Genomic DNA, 23,872 nt, shown 5'->3' with positions numbered 1-23,872 from the left:
CATCCTGATTTCTCGCCAAGATCATTGTGTCGCGAAGCTTGTAAAGAAGACTTTAAGGATGGGGCCTTCGTCGGAATCCCATTCGGGATACTCTAATTCTTCAGGGTCTATGGGTCCCTTCAAAGTGGGCGCGGTCATCTGCACCGCCTCTTCGTCCTTCTTCTTTTTCTTCTTCTTGTCGCCGTGGGCGGCGTCGCTGCCCTCTAGCTTTTCAAGGGTCCAGTTGACATCGGACGCGATCTGGCGTCGAAGTCGGACGAGCCCGTCATCCTTGTTGATCTCCTCGATGCTGGTCTGTCGGAATCGAGCGTAGATCGAGTCGGTGATCGCGGCGGCCGCGTGCTCTATCTCTTCCTTCTTCGCGGTGTCCGTTGGAAGGAGGCTGATCTTGCAGCGCAGGTAGGTATCCCCGCCCGCCAAGTTCACGAGGAACTCGTCTTTGAGCTCAATCATGCTGGAGGTCTTTGCCAACTTGAGCTCAGGTGGACCTTCATCCTTCTTCTTGCCCTTGGTCATGAAGAAACCGCCGCCGCCGAGAATGGCGACAAGCGCGATGATGATGGGGAGTTTCCCCTTTTTCTTTGGAGCCTCTGCTTCAGGTGCTGACACGCGATAAATCCTCCGACTTTTGCTTATATCGTCGGAGGAACTTGCTCGAATCTGAAGGTGGTCAGTTCACAGAGAACAGGGAGTCCGCAAGAGGCTCGTTGACCGTCACTCGCTCGAACTCAAGGACACCCGCGACCTTGCCCGAAGCACTCTTGACCGTGTAGACGGTGGGGAAGTAGCCGCCGCCCTTCTGAGTGAAGTTGCCGTAGATCATCGTCGCCATCAACCGCTTGTCGCCGAATTGCGAGTACCACTCGCGCTTGGTGATGACTTTCTTGGATGGGCTGATCCAAACGCGGTGGCGCGTCGCGTCCTTCATGTTCGATTTGTAGAAGAGATCGTAGACTGCGTCACCGGTTTCGCGGTCCATGCGGACGAACGAGGCGGTGAAGAGATCCTGCATGAGCGCAGGGGTGAGAATGCCGAAATCGAACACGGTTTGGCGCTTGCCGGGTTCGGTGCTCACGTCGTCTTTGATGCTGATCTTGGCGCGCGGGGCGCGGACAAGCTTGGTGGTCCCGTTCACGATGAATAGGAACGAGGAGTCCTGCACTTTGGCTTCAAGCCGGAGTTTGTGCGGCTCTTTGACGCTCACGGTCATCGAGTCAAATCGGTAGGACATCCCAAAGTCCTTGTTGATGGTTGCGAGTTCCTTTTGGTTCGCGCTGACCTTTTTGGTGACAAAGGTCGCAGTCTTAAAGTTGGTTGGGAGCAGTTCGCTGATGGACCTGGGGGTCTGAGTCAGGAGAAGCGCTGCCGTGAGGGAGGTGATCAACATGGTTCTAGTATTCCTGAACGCCTGGGAGCAACGAAGTGTTACGGCCCATGTCGAACGGGTGTCAAGCGGGTAACTTCGGAACTGGGATGAAGGAGTCCAATTTTGAGGCGCTGCAACGGCGCTTGGCACGGGCGCGTCGTCGCATGGCGATGCGGCCGCTTGAGTCGGGCCAGCTGATGGACCTTTCCCTCGCTTTGTACCGCGCCATCGGCGTAGAGTTGCTGAAATTGAGCTTCGTCCCAGCGCTGCTCTGCCACTTGGTGATCGTCTTCATGCTTCAATTTTTGTTGCCGAATCTGGGTACGACACGGAGCGTGGACCCTTCTCAGCAGGCATTCGAGGTGGTCACTGCGCTCGTCATGATCGCGCTAGTGGGACTGCCCGCGCTCTTCATTTCGCTTGCGTACTCTGCGGGAGCCACATGCCACGCTGCGTTCTCTTACTTGCTAGGCCGAAAACTGGACCTGTGGGAGGCCGAGACGGCGGCGCGCGAGGGACTTTGGAATCTCGGGCTCGGGTACCTCCGGGCGTTCCTTCCGATCGTCGCCTTGCTTTGTGTTTCTGCGTTGCTGCTGTTCTGGAGCTCGACACTGCCGAGCGAAGGGCTTTGGGCAGGGTTCGTTGCCATCATCGCAATCGTCGCGATCACAGGGGGAATTTTGATCGTGCCCTTTGAATCGACCCGGTACGCTTTGCTGCCATGCGTCTGCGTCTTGGAAAGGCTTCGCGGCAAGGGGGCCGTCAACCGAGCAAGGGCTTTGCTCCAAAAGTCCGAGTTCCACCCGGCGGGCTACGCGACTTTTCTACATGCCTGGGCCTTTGTGGTCTTAACCGCGATGATCCTCTCGGTGACCGGTGAGATCATCTTCTCGTTGCTGGGCGATCAGGAACTGACGAAAGGCCTCATAACCGACCCGACCATCGCCACCGCGCTGGGCGAGGCAGTGTCCCAGATTCCCATGTTCGTGGCGCTATGGTTGATCCTCCCCGTATGGGGTGCAACCTGCGCGATCGTCTATCTGGATCGCAGGATCCGACTCGAAGGGTTCGATATTGAGGTGCTTTCAAACGATGCGCAGGACGCGGGTCGCAAAGTTCGTTTCGAGTTTTAGCCTGCTTGTCCTGGCGGTCGGGGGCTGGGCAAACATTCGTTATGCCGACCTGCTGCGAGACTTGGAGGCCGCTTCGACGCCCAAGGATGCGGCCGAGGTAATTCGGCAGGTCCGTCGCGATGATCGATTGGACCCGGTGGTCAATCAGCCTTCGGCAAGGAGATTGGTTGCAAAGCCAACCGAGAAGGATAAGACCGAGCTCACGAGGATTGTGCGTCGAATCGTCGCGCTGGAATCCGAGAGAAAACCCTCGACGTTTTCTGCCAACGCGCAGGCGCGAAGAATCAAGCATTCTGGTCGCTATCTGGACCCGGCTGAGGAGAGAAGGTCCAACTGGATTGCCAAAGCAGCCAGGAATGTCGCTGAGTTGATGAATCGGATCCCTCAGCCGGATCGTACGACGCAGGGCGCGCGCCCAAACATGGGGGGGCTAGGAGACATCATCGCCAACGCGATGTACGCCCTGCTGTTCCTTGCTGTCGCTGGGGGGCTCATTTTCGCGGCAAGGCAGATCAGAGTCGCGAAAATGCGCAAGTCACGTCTGGGCTCGTCGAATGGGGTCATGGAAATTGACGAGCCCGATCGGACTGCGGACGAGTGGATTCTGAATGCCGATGCTTTGGCCGCACAGGGCAAGTACCGGGAGGCGGTTCGCAGCCTGTATTTGGCGTGCCTTGTCAAGCTCGACGAAGCAGAGCTCGTGAAGCTGATCCGCAGCGAGACGAACTGGGAGCATTACCGACGACTGATGGACAACCCGCGTCGGCCCGCGGACTTTGAATTCCTTGGCGCGACGCAACGGTTCGATCAGATCTGGTACGGGAATTGGGTTCGGGGCATCGAGGATCTGCAGTTTTTCAAGGAGGTGTACGCTCGCGTATGCACTCTGAAGCCGTGAAACCGAACTCAGTGGTGAAGCGTGGCTTGCCAGCCTTCCTTTACAGCATGATTGGCGTCCTGGGGCTAGCGGCGATCTTCATGTGGTCGGGGCGCACTGACAGCAGGATTCACGCGAGCATCGCGAGCACCGCTCCTGGCGGTCTCGCCGCCTACGGTGAGTTACTCCGACAAGCGGGTTGGAAGGTTGTGAGCGTTAAGCCCCGGGCCCTCGCACCGAATTCGGGAGATCTCGTGATCGTGCCGCTGGAACGGACAGAACAAAGTCCTCAGTTGCGGGGAGACGTCGATAGCGGAGACTTTGTCGCGCGAGTCCGTGCCATGCGGTTGCGCGGCGTGAACGTGATGGCGGTTTCGTTCTCGTACGAGTTGACCCTCGATCGTTCAGACGATCTCGGGCAGAGAGCAGGCCTGGTTGGCCAGGACCGGGAGTTTGTGGTGACGCCATGGGACCAAGGAAGTAGTACCACCCCCTGGACAGCGCTATCAGACGAGAGCCGGAGCTATAGCTTTGAAGTCGTCTATCCCTTGCATCGGGAGTATCTCGATGCGCCTGTGTTCGTCGATCTCAGCCTTCCTGGTGTCGTCGTGGTTTCGGACCTAGGCGACCCATTGCTGAATCGGTACATCGACCGCGTCGACAATGCCCAGCTCGGTTACGAGCTGGTGCGCAAGTTCACCCGCCCAGGCGCGACGATCTGGTTTGTGGAGAATACGGACGTAGGGTCCCGAGACAATTTCTGGGCGGACGTCGGAAGTTGGGGTCCGGTGTTCTATTGGCAGTCAATCCTCTTCATAGGGGTCGTTGTCTACTCGTTGGGGCGACGCTTCGGCCCGCCCATTGAATACAAACGGATTGCAGCGGGTGGACGCGAGCTAGTCGATGCGGTAGGGAACCTGATGTGGCGTGCACGGAAGACGGACATGGCGCTTGGGTACCTGGCGGAGAACCTGGACCTGCGAGTGCGCCGCGCTCTGAACGTGTCGCTCCAGGCATCGCGCGATCAGCGCGATATGCGGGTTCCGGCCGAAGTACTGGAGCCACTGGCTGCGCTCGAGCGGGGCGTCTCGCAGCGCTGGTCATTGAACGATGCACGGGTTCTGGCGAAGAACGCACTTGCCGCAGTTGAGTCTTTGGAAGCCTCCATGAAAACCGGTCGGCGCACGGTCGTTTAGGATATAGTTCGGACCATGAATCGAGCACTTCCGGTATCCATCATGATGCTCGCCCTACTGGGTTCGGCCGCCGCGCAGAACACGACCGATCCTGCCGCCGCCAAGAAGCTTCGCGCTGCCCTGAGCCAGGCAGAGAAGTCGTATAAGGACACCAAGGCTAAATACACTAAAAACCCGAAAGACGCGACTGCGAAGAAGAAGTACGTCGATGCGACGGTTCACTTCGGTACGACGACTATGAATTCGCCGCTGCTGAGCCCGCGAGAGAAGTATCCGAAATCGTTGCGCCTATACCGCGAGGCGCTCAAGGTCGACCCCAAGAACAAAGAAGCGGCGAACAACATCAAGCTGATCGAGTCGATTTACAAGCAGATGGGTCGCCCGATCCCCAAGTGACGCTTGGCTGATCCATGGAACCTCAGCTCGACACCTTTTGGCGGTTCTCGAAGCGGTTCGCGCTCGCGCTCGCCATCGTTGCCGGATTGCCAACGCTCATCGGTTTCCTCCTGAATGGCGGACACTACCTGGGGATCCAGTACAACTTCGATGACCACATGGTGTATGCCGCTTGGATGCGCCAGGCGGCCGAAGGGAGAGTTCTCTTCGACAACCGTTTTGCCGTCGATACCCAGCCGGGCCTCACGTTCCACGCGTACTTCTTGATTCTGGGTTGGATTGCCAAGCTGACGGGGATTCCGCTGGCGATGTGGCTCGCGCGTGTAGTGCTCACTTATGTGCTGGTGCGGCTATTGGCGAAGTTCATTGCTGGCATCACGCAGTCGGACTATGCCGCCAAACTTGCGCTCAGCATTGCCTGCTTCGGCGGCGGCATCGGCTTCTTGGTATGGCACAACTTTGGCATCGTGATGACGCGGCCGACGGCGCAGCCAATCGCCGAGCTCATGCGCTCTCGGTTGCCGGTCGACGTCTGGCAACCGGAGATCTTCGTCTTCCCGTCGGTCCTCACAAACTCACTGTTTGTGGTGAGCTTGTGTCTGATGCTGGTCTTCCTGAGTGCACTGTTGCAGTCGCAGCACTCATGGAAACCGGTGATTCCCGGGGCGTTGGCGATGCTCGCGCTGATGAACATCCACAGCTACGATGTGCTTCTGCTGACCTTGGCCGCAGTGGCGTTCGTCGGAACCGCGATTGCGAGTCGGACATTCACCTGGGCTTGGACCGGCCGGGCAGCGATCATGGGTGCGGGGGCGATCCCGAGTGCCCTGTGGTTCCTGCACGTCCTGGCGAACGATACAGTTTTTCAGGCGCGCGCTGCGACCCCGACGTATGCCCCCGACTTTCGGGCATTGTTCGCGGGAGTCCTACCGGTGTGGATCTGCGCGGTGATCGGCATGGGGCGTGGTCAAGCGATGAGTCTCGCGCGGTGGATCGGGCTGGGGATCGTGACGCTCGGACCGCTCCTGCTCTTTGGACTCAGCACTCCGACCGGCGGTGACCAGGGGTACTGGATGGGAATGGTGGCTTGGGTCACGGTGTTTGGCTGTTCAGTGGTGGCGGCGACTCTGCTCGCCACCGATCGACTTGGCTGGAATCTGGTGGTGTCCTGGGCGTTGGTCGGAATGGTTGCGCCGTACTTCCCGGCACTGTTCCAAAGGAAGCTCGCCATGGGGTGGATGATCCCGCTTGGGATTCTGGCGGCACTGGGGATCGAGGCGATGGTTCAGCACCGGGACCAGCTCAAGCGCAACATGGCGACTCTGGTACTGATCCTGCTGATGGGCGGCTCAAGCGTCCGCTGGCTGGCGCGGGAGCAACTCCTATTCCGCACCAATGTCTCGAACACGACCGTCCACCCGGTCCGGTACAACGACGACGTCGTGCGCATCGTCCGTGCGTTGAAGGGTCGCCATGAACGCCTTGTCGTGCTCGCCCCACCCGGGATCCCCGCCGCCATCGAAGGGGAAGTGGACTCCTTTGGTCAGCCCGCGATGCCTGACTTGAACCCGCTGCTGAGCGGCCTCACGGGAGCGTACACATACGCGGGTCACTGGAGCGAGACCCCGGATTACGGTCGTCGTCGGAACCTGATCACTCAAGTCTTTTTGGGGCCTGCCAGTTTGGACGAGCGGCGTGCGCTCATCGAAGAGGCGGGGGCAGACTACTTGGTTGCGCCGACTCCCGAGGCGTACCCGGGCGTGGCAGACTTGCGGTCGTTGGGTGAGATCGAGGTGTCCGGACCGACGTTTGAACTTATTCGTCTGCGGCGCCCGTAGCGGGAGCTGAAGCAGGGGGGGCAGCCGGAACGGCGGGTGCGACACGAGCAGCGACCTTTCTTGTCCCGACGCGAATAACGCGCGGTGAGCCACCGTAAATGCTCTGGCCGAGCGACTCACGCTTGACCAGCTTGCCATTTTGGTACACGAGCCGGTACACAGTGACGCTTTGGCCGCCAGAGCCTTTCTCTTCGATGACGGTCTTGCCGAGCGGGAGAGAGGCGTCCCGAACTTGCCGGACGCCGTTGGCCCAGTACTTACGGGCGCCGGTCGCGAACTCGATCTTGAGGGTTGGGTCCTTGACACCCAGCAGTCGGACAGTGAGCTCGCCCGGCTTGTAGAATGTGGAGACTGCAATCGGGAAGTCTTTATCGTTTTTGAACTTGAAATCGGCGCTTCCCCAGTCCACGGTGGCGTCGCGACCGACGGGCACGTATGGCACTGGAAGCGAGTGACTGCGTCGCTGCAGAATCGGCATGTTTGCCAGCAGCGAGGCGTTGTATAGCGTCGTGCTCACTTGGCAGATGCCACCGCCGACACCGGTATCGTGCCGGCCGTTGACGAAGACGCCCGCTTCCTGGAATCCGTTCTTGATCGTTCGTTGCCCGACGGTCTCGTTGTAGCTAAAGCTCTCGCCCGGCATGATGATCGTCCCGTCGATCTTTGAACTTGCGAGGCGAATGTTGCTGGACCGCGGTCGGTTGCTTGCGGAAAACTTCGTGGTGAAGCTCGCCATGACATGCTGGATCTTCTTCAGTTCATCGTCCGGAATAGTCTTCGGTGCTTCTTTGACCGGCAGCGTGGACTCCTCTCCCGTCATCGTCGCCTTTACGAGGTTCTCAAGTAGGGCGTCCCGATCCAGCTCGATGGTCGAAACTTCCGGTTTGAGTTTGATCGCGCCGTTTGCAAAGGTCACCTTGGCCGGAGTAGCAGGCTCCCGATTCTGCTCGACGAACTTGGCGAGCGCGGTCACGCGTGCCTCGTCGAGGAGCCAGACAAACTCGGTCTTCGCATCGGCGTCCGAGAGCCCAACTTTGGTGGACAACTCTTCCGTGAACGTCGCGAGAGGGATCTTGCGGACCGAAGCTTCGGCGTCAAGCTTGAGTCCAAACTCGAACGGTTTGCGCGGCTGCAGAGTTGACCTGAGCCCCTTGGCGTTCAGCGTGATCGGGTCCATTTGCCGCGCACCCCACCAGGCTTTGACCTTGGTGATGGCGTCTTCGTAATTGAGTCCGCCTACAGCGACCTCGCCGACCTTCGAGTTCTCTGGCAGGACCGGCACGTGTTGCGCAGCGACGATCCCAAGCAGTGCAGTTGCACCCGCCAGGACACTCAAGGAGATCATTGCGAACTTTTTCATGGATACGATGCCAGTGCGTTAGAACCAAAAGTGCTTGAGCGGGTTCCCGGTCAATCTGTCGATTCCCGTACATTATATCGGGTTCGAGCCTGAACCCATGTAGCCATTTCTGGTGGGCCGCAGGCGGGGGCGGTACACTGGTGCTCATGCCCAAACTTGTCTGGCTCAACGGTACGGTGATGCCTTTGGAGAGCGCAGTCACCTCGGTCGCTGACCATGCTCACCTCTACGGGGACGGTTTGTTCGAGGGGATCCGGATCTACAATCGCCGGATTTTCAAGCTGGACGAGCACTTGGAGCGGCTGTACCACGGGTGCCGCTACCTCCAGTACGAGATGTCGATCTCGCAGCCCGAGATGCGGAAGATTATCCTCGATACATGTAAGCAGGCCGACTTGACGGATGGATATATCCGCTTGAACGTCACACGCGGTACAGGCTTAGGCCTGGATCCGAAGAACATTAATCGCGAACCAAACGTCATGGTGATGGTGAACGCGCTGGCGCTGTACAAGGCCGAAGACTATGAGCACGGTCTCGACGTCATCACCACGAGTTACCGGAAGATCTCGCCGGATTCACTGGATCCGCGCCTGAAGTGCATCGGCGGCTATGCCACGAACATTCTCGCTAAAGCCGAGGCGAACCGCGCTGGAGCGGGCGAAGGGCTGATGCTCAACCGCCAGGGCGAGGTGGCCGAATGCACCGGCGACAATGTTTTCATTGTCACCAAGGGCGTCATCCGAACGCCGCACCCGAGCTCGGGGATCCTGCAGGGGATCACGCGGGACACCGCGATCATGCTTGCGCGACAAGCAGGGTATGAGGTGGTTGAGGAGCGATTGACCCCGTTCGATTTGTATGCAGCTGAGGAAGCATTCTTGACCGGAACGGCAGCTGAGATCATCGGAATGGTGACGCTTGACACCCAGAAGATCGGCACCGGCAAGCCCGGCCCTATCACGCTGCAACTGACCGACCTGTTCCATGCGCACACGTCGACCGGCGTGCCATTCGATTGAAGACACGATCTGTACACCGTGTCGATGAGCTTGTCCAACAGGTCTCGGACAACCTGGTTGGGTCGGTCGTGAGTCGCGAACGATGCCCGGCGTGCGGTTGGACGCATACGAAGTATCGGCAGACGCACCTGCTCGGCTGTCCCCTGTGTTACGAAGTGTTCGGAATCGCGGGAAAGAGTGAATCCGCGAACGCTCCTGAAGCGTCCTAGAATCCGGTATCTTAGACGGAACGTGCAGATGAAGAAATGGTTGATTTTGGCGAGCGCGGTTTGTGCCACAAGCATGAGCCTTGTGGGATGCGGCGGCGGCGGAACTTCCAGCGGGAGCGCCTACGATCGCTTGCCAGCTCCAACCATTCGGATATTCAACCTCGTTCCGGACAACACTGCGGGGCTGAGTGTGGCGGTGGACGACAGCGTCATCGCGAGCAACATTGCCTTTCGCGGTGGCACAGCCGACTTCCAATCGATCAATGATACGTTTGAGACCGATGGCGCAACCGATATCTCGGTGAACGATGTCGCCACGGCTGCCGAACTGGACCGCATCAACGACGAGTTCCTGAACGACAGCGATAGTCTGATCGTAATGTTCGGCAAGCAAAACTATGGCGACGAAGACGAGAAGGCGCTCCAGATTCTGCGCATTCCCATCAGCCGCCGACCGGTCGCGGGCAAGGCACGCTTGCTCATCCTGAACGGCTACATCCCGTCGGTGGGCCGCGATCCACGTCAGATCAACTTCCAGACGGCAAACCCTGCGGATCCGCTCTCTTCCCTGAAGCCGCTGTTCCAAACGAATAACATCAACTTCGGCAAGTTCGAAGGCAACTCTGTGTTGGACATCGATGCAGGCACACGCCTCATGCAAGCTCGCGACTCCGATTCCGATTCGGTGGTCGTGGTGGCATCCAAGACGTTCACATTTGTAGCCGGAAAAATCTATCTCGCCATCGTGTCGGGCCAAGAGGACGCAGCTGACCCAGCCCGCCGCGCCCAGATTGACTTCGTCGAACTCACCACGCGCTAGTCGACGATTCCGGTGATGAACGCCTCGGGGCGAGTCGCCTCGAAGCGGAATCGAGGGATGTTCCCCGGCCCGAAATTCAGCTCGATCATTGGACGGATGATCTGCTCGGTCATGACCGCGTCGGCAAGCTCCTTGCGTATCGCCGCGATCTGCAGCAGCATGACCTGCAGGTGGACCTTGCCAAGCGCAAGAGAGCCCACGCGACGCCCCTCGTCCGTGGTCAGGGTTTGACCCAGAATTGAGCGGGCCATCTCGCGATTATGGAACTCCATCGCATCCAGGAACCCGCTGATGGCGTCCCTTTGGCCGCCGAGCGTCGAGAGTTCGATTTCATTAGGGAAGACGATGGCCGTGTTTTGGTGCAGCGTTTCGAGCGCGCTCAGGATGGACGATTGCTCGGCTTGCGGCAGTCCGCGCTGGTACTTGGCGAGTACGGTTGGGGACGCGTACCGCTCTAGGTGGAGTTTCCATGCGTTCAGCAACGCCTGCTTGGCGAGCCAGTGGCGATGAGCCGCGTCGAGATCGCTTTGCCCCTTCGGATGTCGATAGCTGGCGCGGTTGAAGTAGATCGCGAACTTGGACCGCGGGATCCGGCGTTCGTTGGTTCCGGGCAACCGCAAGCTCAGATGCTCCAGGCGACCGAACTCGTCGAATTCGAACCCGAACAGGCTAGGGTCCTTGGGTCGGACAGCCACGAGCTTGGCGTGGGTTCGCGTAGGCTCAAACACGAGTTCTTGGATGCTGGCTCCGCTGGCAAATGCGCCCATAGCTTGGTTGAGGATTGTGAGTGGAGAACCGTCCATGAGCTCGAACGACTCCGCCACGAACTCGGCATTGCGGGATGCCTCGGGGCTTGAGTTTGCCGACTCAATGGTGTAATCGGCGGCCACAACGGCGAGCCGTTTGATCGTCAAAGCGGTCTGGACCATGGAGTCGCGCTCCATGGCCGCGTACGTCTCGTACGAAATCTCGCCGGGAGGCAAGCCTTGGGCGGCGAGGGCTTGCCGTTGGTAGGTCGTCAGCGTCGGCGCGGACTCTCGTTCGACGCGGCGCGATCGTTTGCTGAACAGTTTCTTCATGCGGATTCTCCTTGGGGGTTGCGTGAAAATTTGCGTTCAGAACCCATCTGAACGCGCAGGTTGTATGGCTGGGGCATACGCGAGGTGGCGAGAGCAAGGGCGATCACGAGGTCGTCGTGGTAACCCGAGGCCGCGCCGAGTCGGACGTTTCCGGCGCGGGTCACCTTGCCTTCGAAGTGGAGAAGCTGCTTCATGAGCTCGGGGTGCGGCTCAGTCTTGAGGTGCCCTTGCTCAACCATCCAGGCCAGGGATTCGATCATCCGCTGCTTCTCCGGAGCCGTAAAGACGACCCCCTCTGGAGCGTGCCGCTCGCACTTCGTTTGGAGTGTCTCCAGTAGCGGATCGCCTACTCCAGTGGCGTCGCAGATCACGCGTGCGCCGGGATAGCGCTCGACGATGTCATGGACTCGCTGCAACTGCTCGTGCCACGAGAGCAGGTTCCAAGCCGAGGCTTCCAGGATGCGGCAAGCCTCGCGCGAACCAGCGCACACGACGACGGCGGTCGAGTCGGAGTATTTGGCCCAATCCACGCCGATGACGACCGGGTCGTCAGCTCGTCGGTCGATCCTCGGGACCACACATCGATCGAGCATCTCGGCTCGGAAGATCCTCCCGTTCGAGTCAATGAACTCCGCCTCGTACTCCACGCGGTAGACCCGTTCGCTGACGAGGCCCCGCTGGATCTCAAGAAATTCCGGACTGACGAGCGGATTTTGCGAGGTTGGTCCGTGCTGACAGGAAATGCCGTGCTGCCCAGCACGCCCTTGTTCATAGAACCGCCAGAAGTGGTTCATTCCTTGCGGGGTGCTTACGAGCGTGAGCCGACCGCCGGTGGTCGCCAGCATTGGCAGCGCGACCTGAGTGATGGTCTCTTCGGCCACGAAGGCGGCTTCGTCGATGATGATATCGGTGGCTTCGAGCCCTCGGAGGTAGTTTCCGGTCTTGCCCGATCGTGCGATGACTTTGTGTGCGCCGAGCGTGAGTCGGGGATAAGGAGTTCGTTTGGCCTTGGGATTGCCGAGCCCAACTTGCTCGGTCAGATCGACGAGGCGATCAAAGATCAAAGAGGCCTGGGCCGCGGTCGGGGCGAGCAGCAACGCGCGCATCGGTTTCGAGCCCAAGAGCCCGTCCAAAAGTTGTACTGCGCAGGCGTCCGACTTGCCCCATCGCCGCCCGCAGGCGAGCACGCGGAACTTGGCGGTCTCGGTCAAAAACTGGAGCTGGCCTGGGTGGGGGCGCCAGATCGGTTCAAGCAGAGCCAAGGTCGAATGCACGATCCATCCGGCTCGACGGCGCCGCGCCGTCAACCTCTGCGAATTTGGCCAATGGTCGCATTCGGACCAGCCAGACGCGCATAATGAGTCTACGCATGGCAACTCTCGCTCCCGAGCAGTCTTCATCCAAAGCAGAACGATCGATTCCGAACTACCGGCAGCAACTCCGCAAGGTCCTTCCCGATCACTACTTCAAGGCGGATTTCACCGCACTTCTGTGGCTGCCTTTCCACGCCGCGATCATCGCGGGGGGCTGGTGGCTGTTGGCGACTCACTTCTCGTGGTGGCTTGCGCCACTCGTCTCGATCGCGATTGGCCACAGCTTCGGTTGCATGGGCTTTGTCGCGCACGACATTTGTCATGGCGGAGCGGTCAAGAATCTGGCTGCTCGTGACCTGCTGGCCGGGATCGGGTTCAGCCCGTTCTGGATCAGCCCAAAACTGTGGCGACGTTGGCACAATGCCGAGCACCACGGTCACACGCAGGTTGAAGGGATCGATCCCGACCACCTGTTCACGATGGAGCATTACGAGAGGAGCCCCATCTTGCAGTGGCTCTACCGACTCAATCCGTTGCTCCGTAATTTGGTCATTTTCGGCTCGTTCACTTATCGCATGAACCAGCAAACCATGCGCATGTACTTCACGTACTGGCTGAGCAAAAAGGTTTCGAGCTACGAGAAACTCGTTATGTTCGCGCAGTTCGCGGTGATGACTTGCGCATGGATCGGCGTCTCGCTCATGTTCGGTGTCCAGGTGTTCGCATTTGGTTATCTGATCCCCTTGCTGATCGCCAACGCCATTGTCATCAGCTACATCGCGACCAACCACTTTTTGAATCCGCTCGCCGATGAGTCCGACGTGCTGGGTTCGTCGCTGACGGTCACGTTGCCCAAGGGCTTCGGTTGGCTGGATGCCATGCACTCGCACTTCGGCGCACACGTGGCGCACCACCTCTTCCCGCAGGCTTCTCCGCGTTACGTCCGGAAGATCGAGGACGAGGCAGCCAAGATGTTCCCTGATCGGTACTTCTCGATGGGGCTGTTCACAGCGCTGAAGATGCTGTGGAATACGCCGTGGGTGTACGACAATAAGACGGTCTTGCTGGATCCGGTCCGCGAGATCAAAGAGCCGACGCTCGGCCACGGTATGGAAGAGAAGATCAAGCGGTAACGCTGGGTATCCTCTGAGGAACCTGCCATGGCCGGTTCCTCACTCCTTCGACCCGATTCGCTCACCATGACGCCGCCCCGCGGGCAGCGTCGCGGCACCTACTTTGTCCAGACCTGGGGTTGCCAAATGAACGAAGAGGATAGTGAGCAGATGGAGCTCTACCTGCGAGAGATCGGGTTCGAAAAGGCGACTGACATCGCTTCCGCCCATGTGATCCTCCTCAATACTTGCTCGGTGCGAAAGAAGCCGGAAGACAAGGCGTTCAGCATGCTGGGTGAGCTCGCGCTTCTCAAGAACGCGCGCCCCGACGTGGTGATCGGAGTGTGCGGATGTATGGCGCAACTGCGGGCCAAAGAGATTCGCATGCGGGCACCCCATGTGGACTTCGTGGTCGGCACTGCGCAGGTGGCGCAAATCCCAGGCCTCGTCGAAGAGGCGCTGCAGAAGCGAAAGTTTGAACTGCGGCTCGATCTCCCGGAGCGCAAGGGGGCGGTGGTCACCGACATTCCGCAGCGCAACGTAGACCGCAAGACCAAGCTGAAGGCGTTCGTACCGATTCAGTACGGATGCGATAAGTTCTGCACCTTCTGCATCGTGCCGACCACGCGAGGTCGCGAGCGAAGCCGACCGACCCACGACATCGTCACCGAAGTCACGCGACTGGCGGAACTGGGCACCAAGGAAGTCACGCTACTCGGGCAGACGGTTAACAGCTACGGCAAGAACTTGGCCGAGGGGAATGTCCCGTTCGCCAAGCTGCTCTGGCTCCTGGGCGGCGTCCAAGGGTTGGAACGGATTCGGTACACGTCGCCTTATCCTCGCGATTTCCGAGCCGATCTGATTGAGACGATCCGCGATTGTCCCCAGGTGATGGAGCATGTGCACATGCCCCTGCAGAGCGGCGATGACGACGTCTTGAAAGCGATGCGGCGGCTTTACACGCGGGAGAGTTTCCTGGCGATCACCAACGCTTTGCGCGAGGCGATGCCGGACGTGGGGATGACCACGGACATCATCGTCGGGTTCCCAGGCGAGACAGAAACGCAATTCGAAGCGACGCTCGATATGGTTCGACGAGTCCGGTTCGACGGAGCGTACATGTTCATCTATTCGCCGCGCCCTGATACACCTGCGGCGGAGATGGAACAAATCCCGCTGGCGATCAAGAAGGACCGGCTGCGCAGGCTGGTCGAGTTGCAGAATCAGATCACGATCGAGAACAACACTGCCTGCGTGGGCATGACGTTTGAAGTCCTCATCGAGGGCGTTTCGCGAAAGAACGCGGGACGCTTGCAGGGTTACACGCGGTGTTTCCGGATGATGCACTTCGCCGGGGAACCGGGTCAGGTAGGCGAGCTGGTCCAAGTTCGGGCGACCTCGGCTCATCTTTGGGGATTGTCAGGCGAGATCGTCTGACCCTGGTAAACGTTTGTGCCTCAATCTTCGTAGGAATTGAAGGAACTTCCCAATGCGACCTCGCATTACTAAGGAGGTAGGTGACGGGGGCTCGCCCCTTAATCAACTTTTCCGGAGAACAAACTATGAAAAAGCTTATTACGATTGGAGCAACCATCGCCGTTATGGCCGTCATTGCAGTTGCGGCTGTGAAGAGCGGTCTTGACAAAGGTGACAGCATCTCGGCTTTCCACCCGCAGCACATCAGCGGCCCGCTCGCAAACTCGACCAGCTGCTTCCCCTGCACTTTCAAGCAGCGACCGCAGGTTCAAGTTTGGGTGAACGGCGACCAGCACAACAACATCCTCGCGATTGCTAAGGACCTGGACAACGCCATCGAGAAGTACTCGAAGACCGAGTTCAAGGCTATGGTTGTTTTCCTCTCAGATCCGGCAAAGGTAGACGCCACCAAGAGCATGGTCATGAAGGCCATGGAAGGCAAGAACCTCAACCGCATCGCCGTCGCTGTTTTGGCCAACAACCACAGCGCGGTCACGGACTATAAGATCAACCTGAAGGCGAAGAACACGGTGTTCGTGTACAAGAACTGGAAGGTCACCAACAAGATGGTCGACTTCAACGCAGACTCCAAGGGTCTCACCACGCTGAACGCAGCTATTGCTGAGATCGCGAAGTAACTCCCTCACCCTAACAATCGTCCCCGGCCCTCGCGAGAGGGCCGGGGCTTTTCTTTGTCCGCCGTTCCGGTACCCTTAAGAAATCAGAATGCACACACTCAGCATCGGACCGAACGCCCCCGAGATTGTCAACACTGTCGTGGAGATCCCGCGCGGGAGCACGAACAAGTACGAATGGGATCCTGAATCGGGCCTGTTCAAACTCGACCGAGTGCTCTTTTCGCCGCTGTTTTATCCGTTCGATTACGGCTTCATTCCGCAGACGCACTATCTTGACGGTGACCCTTTGGACGTGCTGGTCATGATTTGGCATCCAACATTCCCTGGCTGTCTCATCGAAGCCAAGCCCATCGGCGTTCTGGAGATGCGCGACGAGAAAGGGCCGGACGAAAAGATCCTATGCGTTGCAAAGAATGACCCGCGGTTCGGCTATCGGCAAAGTATCGATGAAATCTCCCCGCATACGCTGAAGGAAGTGATGCACTTCTTCGAGGTGTACAAGGACCTTGAGGACAAGAGCGTCACCGTCGTCGGCTGGCATGGTCGCGAATTGGCGGTGGATCTCATCGAGCGATACCGCACCGACCGAACGCCTGCGCCGATCGCTTAGGGCAGGATCTGGTCTAGCGTCTGGCTTAGCGCCTCGGCTGTGTATTGCAGCATCGGGATCGCGGCATCGTACTTCATGCGCGTGGGGCCGATCAGCGCGATAGTCCCAGCTGGATCGCCATGCACGGTAAACGTATGGCGAATCATTGTGAAGTTTCGCAGCGCCTCGGTTGGGTTCTCGCTGCCGATCGTGGCTGCGGGTTTGGGAGCGGCTGCCGCAAGCATGCTGGACACCGGGCCCTCGGTACTGTGGAGCTCGTTCAGGAGGCTTTGCACTGGCTCGGTTTCGCGTTGAAATTCAGGCTGCCCGAACAGGTACTCCTCGCCCTCGATCAGGACCTTCCCCTTGGAGAGATCGTGCGAGATGCCGCGTAGCGCTGCACTGACTGTGGCGATCAAGCGGTCAAGCGCATGGCTTCCAGTTGGCTCGGGCTTGAGCCGGGAGATCGCGGCGAGTGATTCGTTGGCGGTGGCGGCACCGAGCTTCTCATTGGCGATCCCCACGTCGCCGAGAGTGACCCCGGCTGGTACTTCGACCAAGCGGTTCTCAACATGACCGTTGCTGAGGACGACGACGATGAGCGCTCTTTCGCTGCTGAGGGCGCTGAGCAGCACGCTCCGCACGGTGAGCGCGGGGTGGCTGAGCGTCGTCGCTGCCGTCATCAGCCGGGTCATCCGGCTTAGCATCGCGGCGGTGTTCTGAAGCATCGTGTGGAGGACGAGCTTTTCTTTCGTGACGCTGTGGACCAGCGACTTGTCTTCCGAAGTCGGGTCTTGGAAGAGCACGATGTGGTCTACGAAGTACCGATAGCCTTGGTCGCTCGGCACGCGCCCGGCACTTGTGTGAGGTTGGGCCAGGTATCCCAGCTCGGATAGTTCTGCCAGCTCGTTGCGCACTGTGGCAGATCGCACTCCCAGGTCGTACTTCTGGGTCAGAAGTTCACTGCCGACGGGTTCTGCACCCGCGACGTACTCCACGACCACCGACTGCAGGATGAGCTGCTTCCGTTCGCTTAGCTCAGACATTCGCCCTCATTCTATCGCGAATTGCTGTCCTTGGTCGGGGATGTGGACCCCCGACCAGCCCAAGTCGGCCTCAATTTTGGCCTTGAAGATGTCTTGTACATCCGGTTCGCCGTGGACGATGAAGGCCTGCTTGGGTTGTTGCTTGAACCCACGAAGGAACCGGAAGAGTTCACTTTGACCCGCGTGGGCGGAGAGCGCCGAGAGCTTCTCGACGTTTGCCCGCACTGCGACCGGCTTGCCAAAGATGTGCACTTCGGGCGCGCCGTCCAGCAGGTCTCGACCGAGGGTCTCGACTGCCTGGTAACCGGTGAAGACGACGTCGGTACGCGGATCGCCCAGTCGCTGCATGAGGTGGTGGACCACTCGCCCTCCATTGGCCATGCCGCTACCAGCGATGATCAGCATTGGGCCGGATCGGGAGTTCAGCTCCTTGGACTGATTTCGATCGCGTACATACGTGAGGTGATCGGGCTCAATAGGGGTGTCGTCGGCTTGCAGCGACACCCGCATTTCGTCGTCCCACTCTTCTTGGCTCCGACCATACAACTGAGACGTGCTCGTGGCCATCGGGCTGTCGACGAAGACGGGCATGCGGCCAATGCGCCCCTCGAGTTCAAGCTTATTGAGGTAGTACAGAAGCTCCTGTGTCCGACCAATCGCGAAACTCGGGACGATGACGACCCGGCCTTCGGAGATCGCGCGGTTGATGATGGTCGCCAAGTGGTCTTCAGGGCTCTCATCGCTGTGGTCGCGGTCACCGTACGTGCTTTCGATCACGAGCACATCCGCGGCGTCGATCATCTCGGGATCTTTAATGATGGGTGTATCCCACCGGCCCAGGTCTCCGCTGAAGAGGAGGCGTTGGCCAGAACCCAGATACACGTCGGCGTAAGCCGACCCGAGGATGTGCCCAGCGAACATGTACCGGAACTGCATTTTCCCCGGTAGCTCGTGGAACTCGTGGTACGGAACGGTTCGGAAGAGCTTGAGCGCTTCGTAGGTGTCTTGCTCGGTGTACAGCGGTTCCGCGCGCTCGGTGATGCCGCGTTTGCGGGCGTGGTAGGCGTCTTCTTCTTGAATTCGGCCGCTGTCGGGGAGTGAAATCTGTGCGAGCCCCTTGGTCGCCTTGGTGCAGTAGATGGGTCCCTTGAATCCCATCTTGACCAAGCGCGGGATGTACCCGATGTGGTCCATGTGGGCGTGAGTAAGAACAATGCAGTCCACTTCGCGTGGGTCAAAGGCGAGCGGCTGAAGGTTACGCTCGCGAATCGCCTTCGGGCCTTGGAACATGCCGCAGTCGATCAGGACGCGTGCACCGTTTGATTCGAGCAGGTGCTTTGAGCCCGTGACTGTGCGGGCCGCGCCGTGGAACGTAATGCTTGATCGCATAGCCGAATTCTAACATGCCCAGAATTTTTGTGCGAATTCTCGGTGCATCCGCAGAAAAGTCCCCGTCTCCTAGGTTATGAACGTACGAGGGGCAGTCGTCGAGTTCATAGGGGTATTCGCGCTTTGTTTCTTGGGGATCGGCGCGGTCGCGGTGTCGGTTGGTAGCGGTGCCGACGTCGTCGGTCCTGCGCTCGCCCACGGCTTGGCCCTCACCGTCATGATCACGGCGCTCGCTGCCGTTGGCCCTGTTCACTTCAACCCGGCGGTCACCCTTGCACTGCTGGCAACCGGAAAGGTGAAGTCCAGCGACGCGGTGACTTACATTGTCGCGCAGGTCTTGGGTGGAATCGCAGGTACGGCGGCGGTGGCTTACGCCCATGGTTCCGCGGCGATGACGAACATCAAACATGGGATTCCCTCTCTTGGGGCAGGACTCGGAACGACTCAGGGGATCGTCATCGAAATGATCCTCACGATGTTCCTGATGCTCGTGGTTTACGGCGCGGCGGTCGATGGTCGCGCTCCGAAAGGACTCGCGGGCCTGATGATCGGCTCGGTCGTGACCGCCGATATTCTGATGGCGGGTCCACTCACCGGTGCATGCATGAACCCGGCTCGGTATCTCGGTCCCGCGGTCACGGGCGGGGATTTTAGTCAGATTGCAGTTTTTCTGACTGGACCCATCCTCGGAGCCCTCGTCGGTGCAGTATTGTATCGCTATGTGCTCGCAGGCGACCCGGAGGTCCCTGCCTAAGAACGGCTTTTTCTATCCTCTCCTCTCACTGGGTTAGCCGGGGCGAAAGCCCCGGCTTTTTTAGTTCAAAATGGGTGCATGCCGCCAGGCGTCGCAACCTACTTCTTTGCCATTGCCATTGCCGCCGCGATCCTCGCCGTCACGTGGATTCTCCGTGCGCGGTCGAAAGGACCGCGCGCGTACACCATGGCCGGTGCCTGCGGTGGCTTAGGGATTTCCGCGCTCTTCATGGGCATGGAGATGCCTCCGCCGGTCATTTCGATCGGGTTCCTTGTCATGGCGCTGTGTTTGGTCGGTGACATCATGATCCGCAGGGCTCGCTCATGAAGCACGTGGCGATTGTGGGGCTCGGTGCGGCGGGTTGCCGTGCAGCCATGCTCCTGAATCAGCCCGGAATCGAACTGCACCTCTTCGAGGCCCGAGACCGCGTCGGGGGGAGGCTCCACACCGTGCGGGCGGGTGTCGGTTTCTATGAGGCGGGTGGCGAGTGGATCGATGCGGACAATCCGAGGGTGCTGGAACTCTGCGAAGAACTGGGGATCGAGATCGAGCGCAGCGACCTTTGGCCGGGAGTGGTTGAGTATGCCGGAGAGCGGTGCCCGGAGGACCAACCTTGGCCCGACTGCGTTGCTTCACTGGACGGAGCCGATCTAGCGGCGGATACGCTTTGTCTCGATCTGGTTGAGCCCGCTTATGAAAATGTACTGAGCATGGACCTGGACGCGCAGTCTCTCTCAGGATTCCTCGACCGCGTGGCCGCAACTCCGCGTGGCAGGTGGTGGCTCGAAGCGACCATCCGCAGCGACGAAGGGGATGATTCGGCGCGCATAGGGTTGCTAGGCTGGCTCTGCGGACGCCTGAAGTACGAAGAGCGCGGGGAAGGGGACATGAGCGCATACCGGATCGGAGGCGGCGCGCAGACTCTCTGCGAACAGATGCTCGCCCGGGTCGACATCAAGCCCCGGATGGGAGAGGCGCTTCGCCGAGTGCTGCGCGATGGCGACCAAGTCGAGCTCGTGTTCGACGACTACGCCGGCACCTACGACCACGTGATCCTTACGCTGCCGCCGCCTGCGATCAAGGAACTTGTTTTTGAGCCCGCGTTGCACGAACTCAAAGAGGCCGCGCTCGACCTTTGCGGCATGAGTCGCGCCGTCAAAGTGAGCTTGATCTTCAATGAGGCGGCTCTGTCGCTACCCGGCTGGCCGCGACGAATGCTTGCCGACAAGACGTTCCAGCAGGTTTGGGACGCCAGTCGCGATGGATCTCCACCCGTGCTGAACTGCTACATCTGCGGTGATCGTGCCGATACATTGCGGACCTCAGTGGACCCCGTAGGCACTGTCCTTGGGGAGCTAGATGCCCTGTGCCCAGGCCTACGGGCCCAATGGCTCTCGGGTGAGCTGCACGATTGGGTCGGCGATCCTTGGGCGCAAGGGGCCTTTTCTCACCTTGCTCCGGAGTATGTGCTTGGCGGGATGGAATGGATGGGTACGGCCGATGGTCGCATCCACTTTGCTGGCGAGCACACGGGGACTTGGATAGGGTTCATCGAAGGCGCGCTGGAGAGCGCAGAAAGGGTGGCGAAAGAGGTTCTGGACGCTTGAGCGAGCTCATCGGGCGACGGTGGGATACCGGCGAACTGGTTCGGGTTCTCAGCCATGCGGGCACGATCGTGTCGATTGACCCGATCGCTGGCGAGGGAGATCACGGCTGGCTTGTGCCAGGTTTTATAGACAATCATTGCCATATTCTTCCCTCCGGGATGCACATGGGCTATTTGGATCTGGGTGGAGTCGCCAGTCCCGAGGAGGTTTTGGCGCGGGTTCACGATGCAGAGCCCACCATGCCGGACTGGGTGCTAGGGATCAGCTTGGACCCGATGCGCTTCGCGCCCGGATCCGCGCTACATCGCCTCGACCTAGACAAGATTTCGCAAGAGAAGCCAATCTTACTTCGTCATGTGAATGGCCACGCCAGCTTCGTGAACTCGGCAGCGCTGGAGAGGGCGGGCATCCATCGCGACGCCCCGGACCCAGCGGGAGGCACGTTCGTCCGCGATGCGGCAGGCGAGTTCACGGGCGAGATCTTGGAGCATGCGAGTGAGCACGTTTGGAGCACGGTTCCAAACCCGTCGCGGGAAGAGATGGTGAACGCCATCTTGCGCGCTGCAGAATCGATGGCGAGCTACGGAATCCGCACCGCGTCGGACATGATGACGGGCCGCTACGACTTGCTCGACGAACTGCACGCCTATCGGATCGCGACGGAGCGCGGCTCACCGGTGCGATTCCGATTGTACGTCCAGTGGAGCACGGTCTTTGGACCACGGGCGTTGGATCCGGAGCACTTGCGTGCTGCGACCGACGCCATGGATCCTGATCGTTGCCGCGTGGCGGGGATCAAGATTTTTGCGGATGGGGCGATCGGCTCGGCGACCGCAGCCATGTCCGAGCCGTACCTGACTGGTGGCACGGGCAAGCTGATCTACAGTCCCGAGAAGCTCACCCACATGGTGCGTACCGCCGCAGACGCGGGGTACTCGGTGGCCGTGCACAGCATTGGAGATCATTCGACCCAGCTAGTCATGGACTCCTTTGCGAAAACGGAGGACCCCGCCCGTCATCGCCTGGAGCACGCGATGCTGCTTTCGGAAGCGCAAATCGATCAGCTCGCGGAGCTGGGTTGTTTCGTGACTATGCAACCCGAGTTCTTGGTGCGCTTTGGACACTCTTATGCGCGCCAGCTAGGGCCGGAGCGCAGCGCGCGGCTCAAGCAGTGGCGGACCCTCATGGACCGCGGGATACCCGTCAGTTTTTCGTCCGACCGCCCGATCGTCAGCGGCGACCCGATGGCGTTGCTGCGCTGTGCAACGCACCGTCCGGCACCCTTCGATCCTGGAGAGAACGTGGGCTTTGATGTTGCGCTTGCCGCCATCACCTCGGAGGCCGCACGGGCGAATGGCGACGCAGGCTGGGGCCAGCTGGTGGTCGGCTCAACCGCGGATCCTATGCGACTTTCGACCCATCCTCGCGAGAATGTGTCCTAGTTTTCTAGTTTGGCGAACTCTTTAGGGGGTGAATGCGTTCAGATCAGTAAGCGCTGCAGAAAAAGACAGCGGTAAGCCAATCAAGCAAATCTCTCCTCCAACAACAATAACCAAGACCCAGCCCCCGAGCTCCCCTCGCTCCGGGGGCCTTTCTTTGCGCCGCATCCTGTGAAATTTAGAGTGGCCTCATGCGTTTAGGACTGTACGCGTTAGCGCACAATAAGATGATGATGAAACTGGCAAAACTGACGGGCGTGCTGTGCGCCCTCGCGAGTTCGTTCGCGTTCGCTCAGATCGACCCCAATCGGGTCCTCGTCACTGTAAACGGCGAGCCCATCAAGGCAGCCGAGTACTTTAGCCGAATGGAGTATCTACCGGGCGTCGGTCGCATGCTGCCCGATGGCAAGACCTGGGAAGAGAGCCCCCCGGGAGTGCTTACGCTCCAGCTCCTGATCGAGGAGCGCGTGATCATGCTTTGCGCCAAGGAGAATGGCGTGACCCCGAGTGCGGCCGAGATTGATGCGCAGTACCAACGCAAGGTTGGACGCAACCCTGAGTACCTGAAGAAGTGGCTCGCCATGGGTTTGACCGAAGCCGATTTGAAGTATCAAGCGCAGCTAGAAGTGGCGCAGTTCAAGTTAGTAACCAAGGGGATCAACGTCACCGACCAAGAGGTCGAGCGGCACTACAAGACTTACATCAGCAGCTACACCGTCCCGAGGACCATGAAACTCAGCGTGCTTGTGGTCTCCGATGAGAATAAGCCCAAGGCGACTGCTGACCTGGCCGCCGGGAAGGCGTTTGCCGACGTGGTGAAGGCGTACAGCGAAGACCTTACGCGCGCTAAAGGCGGAGCGCTTGGTGACGTCCCCGTCGAAGAATTCGCAGAGCCAGTGCAGAAGGCGCTGGACAGCGTGAAGATCGGTCAGCAGACGGATTGGATCAAGGGCGACAACAAGTGGATCAAGTTCAACAAAGAGGGCGTGACCCCCGAACGCGTGCTTCCTTTGGATGACACGCTGAAGGCGGACATCCGCCGCGGGCTGATGATCGACCGCGGCAACGTCAAGAACGACCTCGCCAAGATGCTCTCCGAGACGCGAAAGAAGGTCGTGATTCAGATGGTGGACACGCAGTTCAAGTCAGAGCTGCAAAAGCTGATCGATCGCTACAAGCTTGGTCGTTAGAAAACAGTACACCGTACTGGGAA

Annotated in this window: 23 protein-coding genes; 16 read left to right on the top strand and 7 right to left on the bottom strand. The window is 59.6% G+C overall.

Translation table 11 applies throughout. The annotated features are described in order from the left end of the window. Positions 1–21: 21 nt before the first annotated feature. Positions 22–609 carry a flagellar basal body-associated FliL family protein gene (locus JNM85_08950; protein ID MBL8088180.1) on the bottom strand — a complete coding sequence of 196 codons (588 nt, stop codon included), beginning with the start codon at positions 607–609 and terminating at the stop codon, positions 22–24. A 61-nt stretch (positions 610–670) separates the two neighbouring features. Continuing rightward, positions 671–1,387, bottom strand: a complete 717-nt coding sequence (locus JNM85_08945) for a hypothetical protein (GenBank protein MBL8088179.1) — start codon at positions 1,385–1,387, stop codon at positions 671–673. Between the two features lie 47 nt (positions 1,388–1,434). Here JNM85_08945 and JNM85_08940 point away from each other — a divergent pair, with 47 nt between their 5' ends. Genes JNM85_08940 through JNM85_08920 form a run of 5 tightly spaced genes read left to right on the top strand, consistent with a single transcriptional unit; the run spans position 1,435 to position 6,806 of the window. Further along, the gene (locus tag JNM85_08940; protein MBL8088178.1) at positions 1,435–2,499 is read left to right on the top strand and encodes a hypothetical protein; all 1,065 of its coding nucleotides are present in this window, start codon (positions 1,435–1,437) and stop codon (positions 2,497–2,499) included. Beyond that, the gene (locus JNM85_08935) at positions 2,459–3,397 is read left to right on the top strand and encodes a hypothetical protein (protein MBL8088177.1); all 939 of its coding nucleotides are present in this window, start codon (positions 2,459–2,461) and stop codon (positions 3,395–3,397) included. The genes JNM85_08940 and JNM85_08935 overlap by 41 nt, the downstream gene beginning before the upstream one ends. Continuing rightward, positions 3,394–4,572, top strand: coding sequence for a hypothetical protein (locus tag JNM85_08930; protein ID MBL8088176.1), 1,179 nt, complete (start codon positions 3,394–3,396; stop codon positions 4,570–4,572). Before JNM85_08935 ends, JNM85_08930 begins: the two co-directional genes overlap by 4 nt. A 15-nt stretch (positions 4,573–4,587) precedes the next feature. Further along, positions 4,588–4,968 (top strand): hypothetical protein, encoded by a 381-nt coding sequence (locus JNM85_08925; GenBank protein MBL8088175.1) that lies wholly within the window; start codon positions 4,588–4,590, stop codon positions 4,966–4,968. 14 nt (positions 4,969–4,982) lie between these two features. Further along, complete coding sequence (locus JNM85_08920; GenBank protein ID MBL8088174.1) at positions 4,983–6,806, top strand: hypothetical protein; 1,824 nt, start codon at positions 4,983–4,985, stop codon at positions 6,804–6,806. Here JNM85_08920 and JNM85_08915 read toward each other — a convergent pair. Continuing rightward, entirely contained in the window at positions 6,784–8,166 is a 1,383-nt protein-coding gene (locus JNM85_08915; GenBank protein ID MBL8088173.1) for a VanW family protein, read from the bottom strand. The genes JNM85_08920 and JNM85_08915 overlap by 23 nt on opposite strands. A 146-nt stretch (positions 8,167–8,312) precedes the next feature. Here JNM85_08915 and ilvE point away from each other — a divergent pair, with 146 nt between their 5' ends. Beyond that, positions 8,313–9,188, top strand: a complete 876-nt coding sequence (ilvE, locus tag JNM85_08910) for a branched-chain-amino-acid transaminase (GenBank protein MBL8088172.1) — start codon at positions 8,313–8,315, stop codon at positions 9,186–9,188. A gap of 237 nt (positions 9,189–9,425) precedes the next feature. Next, positions 9,426–10,217 (top strand): DUF4397 domain-containing protein, encoded by a 792-nt coding sequence (locus JNM85_08905; GenBank protein MBL8088171.1) that lies wholly within the window; start codon positions 9,426–9,428, stop codon positions 10,215–10,217. Here JNM85_08905 and JNM85_08900 read toward each other — a convergent pair. Further along, a complete protein-coding gene (locus JNM85_08900; protein ID MBL8088170.1) occupies positions 10,214–11,296 on the bottom strand; it encodes a DUF935 family protein in 1,083 nt (360 codons plus the stop codon). The two genes, JNM85_08905 and JNM85_08900, sit on opposite strands and share 4 nt — an antisense overlap. Then, on the bottom strand, positions 11,293–12,570 hold the full coding sequence (locus JNM85_08895) for a terminase family protein (GenBank protein MBL8088169.1): 1,278 nt from the start codon (positions 12,568–12,570) through the stop codon (positions 11,293–11,295). Before JNM85_08895 ends, JNM85_08900 begins: the two co-directional genes overlap by 4 nt. A 95-nt stretch (positions 12,571–12,665) precedes the next feature. Between JNM85_08895 and JNM85_08890 the strand changes: the two genes are divergently transcribed. The 4 genes from JNM85_08890 to JNM85_08875 all read left to right on the top strand — a co-directional run bounded on the left by JNM85_08890 (position 12,666) and on the right by JNM85_08875 (position 16,445). Next, positions 12,666–13,742 (top strand): fatty acid desaturase, encoded by a 1,077-nt coding sequence (locus tag JNM85_08890; protein ID MBL8088168.1) that lies wholly within the window; start codon positions 12,666–12,668, stop codon positions 13,740–13,742. A gap of 27 nt (positions 13,743–13,769) precedes the next feature. Further along, the gene (gene miaB, locus JNM85_08885) at positions 13,770–15,158 is read left to right on the top strand and encodes a tRNA (N6-isopentenyl adenosine(37)-C2)-methylthiotransferase MiaB (protein ID MBL8088167.1); all 1,389 of its coding nucleotides are present in this window, start codon (positions 13,770–13,772) and stop codon (positions 15,156–15,158) included. 125 nt (positions 15,159–15,283) lie between these two features. Then, complete coding sequence (locus tag JNM85_08880) at positions 15,284–15,835, top strand: hypothetical protein (GenBank protein ID MBL8088166.1); 552 nt, start codon at positions 15,284–15,286, stop codon at positions 15,833–15,835. An 88-nt stretch (positions 15,836–15,923) separates the two neighbouring features. Beyond that, positions 15,924–16,445 (top strand): inorganic diphosphatase, encoded by a 522-nt coding sequence (locus JNM85_08875; protein MBL8088165.1) that lies wholly within the window; start codon positions 15,924–15,926, stop codon positions 16,443–16,445. Here JNM85_08875 and hrcA read toward each other — a convergent pair. Together hrcA and JNM85_08865 are read right to left on the bottom strand one after the other, a co-directional pair. Continuing rightward, complete coding sequence (hrcA, locus tag JNM85_08870; GenBank protein MBL8088164.1) at positions 16,442–17,470, bottom strand: heat-inducible transcription repressor HrcA; 1,029 nt, start codon at positions 17,468–17,470, stop codon at positions 16,442–16,444. The two genes, JNM85_08875 and hrcA, sit on opposite strands and share 4 nt — an antisense overlap. 6 nt (positions 17,471–17,476) lie before the next feature. Continuing rightward, complete coding sequence (locus tag JNM85_08865; GenBank protein MBL8088163.1) at positions 17,477–18,859, bottom strand: MBL fold metallo-hydrolase; 1,383 nt, start codon at positions 18,857–18,859, stop codon at positions 17,477–17,479. A gap of 76 nt (positions 18,860–18,935) precedes the next feature. On the opposite strand from JNM85_08865, the gene JNM85_08860 reads away from it, so the two are divergent. The 5 genes from JNM85_08860 (at position 18,936) to JNM85_08840 (ending at position 23,849) form a co-directional block, all read left to right on the top strand. Next, complete coding sequence (locus tag JNM85_08860) at positions 18,936–19,613, top strand: aquaporin (GenBank protein MBL8088162.1); 678 nt, start codon at positions 18,936–18,938, stop codon at positions 19,611–19,613. 78 nt (positions 19,614–19,691) lie between these two features. Further along, positions 19,692–19,940 carry a hypothetical protein gene (locus tag JNM85_08855; GenBank protein MBL8088161.1) on the top strand — a complete coding sequence of 83 codons (249 nt, stop codon included), beginning with the start codon at positions 19,692–19,694 and terminating at the stop codon, positions 19,938–19,940. Next, positions 19,937–21,220 (top strand): FAD-dependent oxidoreductase, encoded by a 1,284-nt coding sequence (locus JNM85_08850; protein ID MBL8088160.1) that lies wholly within the window; start codon positions 19,937–19,939, stop codon positions 21,218–21,220. Before JNM85_08855 ends, JNM85_08850 begins: the two co-directional genes overlap by 4 nt. Then, a complete protein-coding gene (locus tag JNM85_08845; GenBank protein ID MBL8088159.1) occupies positions 21,217–22,662 on the top strand; it encodes an amidohydrolase in 1,446 nt (481 codons plus the stop codon). The genes JNM85_08850 and JNM85_08845 overlap by 4 nt, the downstream gene beginning before the upstream one ends. A gap of 230 nt (positions 22,663–22,892) precedes the next feature. Then, positions 22,893–23,849, top strand: coding sequence for a peptidyl-prolyl cis-trans isomerase (locus tag JNM85_08840; protein MBL8088158.1), 957 nt, complete (start codon positions 22,893–22,895; stop codon positions 23,847–23,849). Positions 23,850–23,872: the final 23 nt, after the last annotated feature.

The organism is Chthonomonas sp., from assembly GCA_016788115.1.
GTDB lineage: Bacteria > Armatimonadota > Fimbriimonadia > Fimbriimonadales > Fimbriimonadaceae > UBA2391.
The sequence above is the reverse complement of the archived record's forward strand: the minus strand, read 5'-3'. Positions and strand labels throughout refer to the sequence as shown.

Coding starts and splice junctions, on each gene's coding strand:
- JNM85_08860 (MBL8088162.1), top strand. CDS start 18,936: ATGAACGTACGAGGGGCAGTCGTCGAGTTCATAGGGGTATTCGCGCTT.
- JNM85_08900 (MBL8088170.1), bottom strand. CDS start 11,296: ATGAAGAAACTGTTCAGCAAACGATCGCGCCGCGTCGAACGAGAGTCC.
- JNM85_08850 (MBL8088160.1), top strand. CDS start 19,937: ATGAAGCACGTGGCGATTGTGGGGCTCGGTGCGGCGGGTTGCCGTGCA.
- JNM85_08875 (MBL8088165.1), top strand. CDS start 15,924: ATGCACACACTCAGCATCGGACCGAACGCCCCCGAGATTGTCAACACT.
- JNM85_08915 (MBL8088173.1), bottom strand. CDS start 8,166: ATGAAAAAGTTCGCAATGATCTCCTTGAGTGTCCTGGCGGGTGCAACT.
- JNM85_08855 (MBL8088161.1), top strand. CDS start 19,692: ATGCCGCCAGGCGTCGCAACCTACTTCTTTGCCATTGCCATTGCCGCC.
- JNM85_08865 (MBL8088163.1), bottom strand. CDS start 18,859: ATGCGATCAAGCATTACGTTCCACGGCGCGGCCCGCACAGTCACGGGC.
- JNM85_08880 (MBL8088166.1), top strand. CDS start 15,284: ATGAAAAAGCTTATTACGATTGGAGCAACCATCGCCGTTATGGCCGTC.
- JNM85_08920 (MBL8088174.1), top strand. CDS start 4,983: ATGGAACCTCAGCTCGACACCTTTTGGCGGTTCTCGAAGCGGTTCGCG.
- hrcA (MBL8088164.1), bottom strand. CDS start 17,470: ATGTCTGAGCTAAGCGAACGGAAGCAGCTCATCCTGCAGTCGGTGGTC.
- JNM85_08890 (MBL8088168.1), top strand. CDS start 12,666: ATGGCAACTCTCGCTCCCGAGCAGTCTTCATCCAAAGCAGAACGATCG.
- JNM85_08940 (MBL8088178.1), top strand. CDS start 1,435: ATGTCGAACGGGTGTCAAGCGGGTAACTTCGGAACTGGGATGAAGGAG.
- JNM85_08840 (MBL8088158.1), top strand. CDS start 22,893: ATGAAACTGGCAAAACTGACGGGCGTGCTGTGCGCCCTCGCGAGTTCG.
- miaB (MBL8088167.1), top strand. CDS start 13,770: ATGGCCGGTTCCTCACTCCTTCGACCCGATTCGCTCACCATGACGCCG.
- JNM85_08935 (MBL8088177.1), top strand. CDS start 2,459: ATGCGCAGGACGCGGGTCGCAAAGTTCGTTTCGAGTTTTAGCCTGCTT.
- JNM85_08925 (MBL8088175.1), top strand. CDS start 4,588: ATGAATCGAGCACTTCCGGTATCCATCATGATGCTCGCCCTACTGGGT.
- ilvE (MBL8088172.1), top strand. CDS start 8,313: ATGCCCAAACTTGTCTGGCTCAACGGTACGGTGATGCCTTTGGAGAGC.
- JNM85_08945 (MBL8088179.1), bottom strand. CDS start 1,387: ATGTTGATCACCTCCCTCACGGCAGCGCTTCTCCTGACTCAGACCCCC.
- JNM85_08905 (MBL8088171.1), top strand. CDS start 9,426: ATGAAGAAATGGTTGATTTTGGCGAGCGCGGTTTGTGCCACAAGCATG.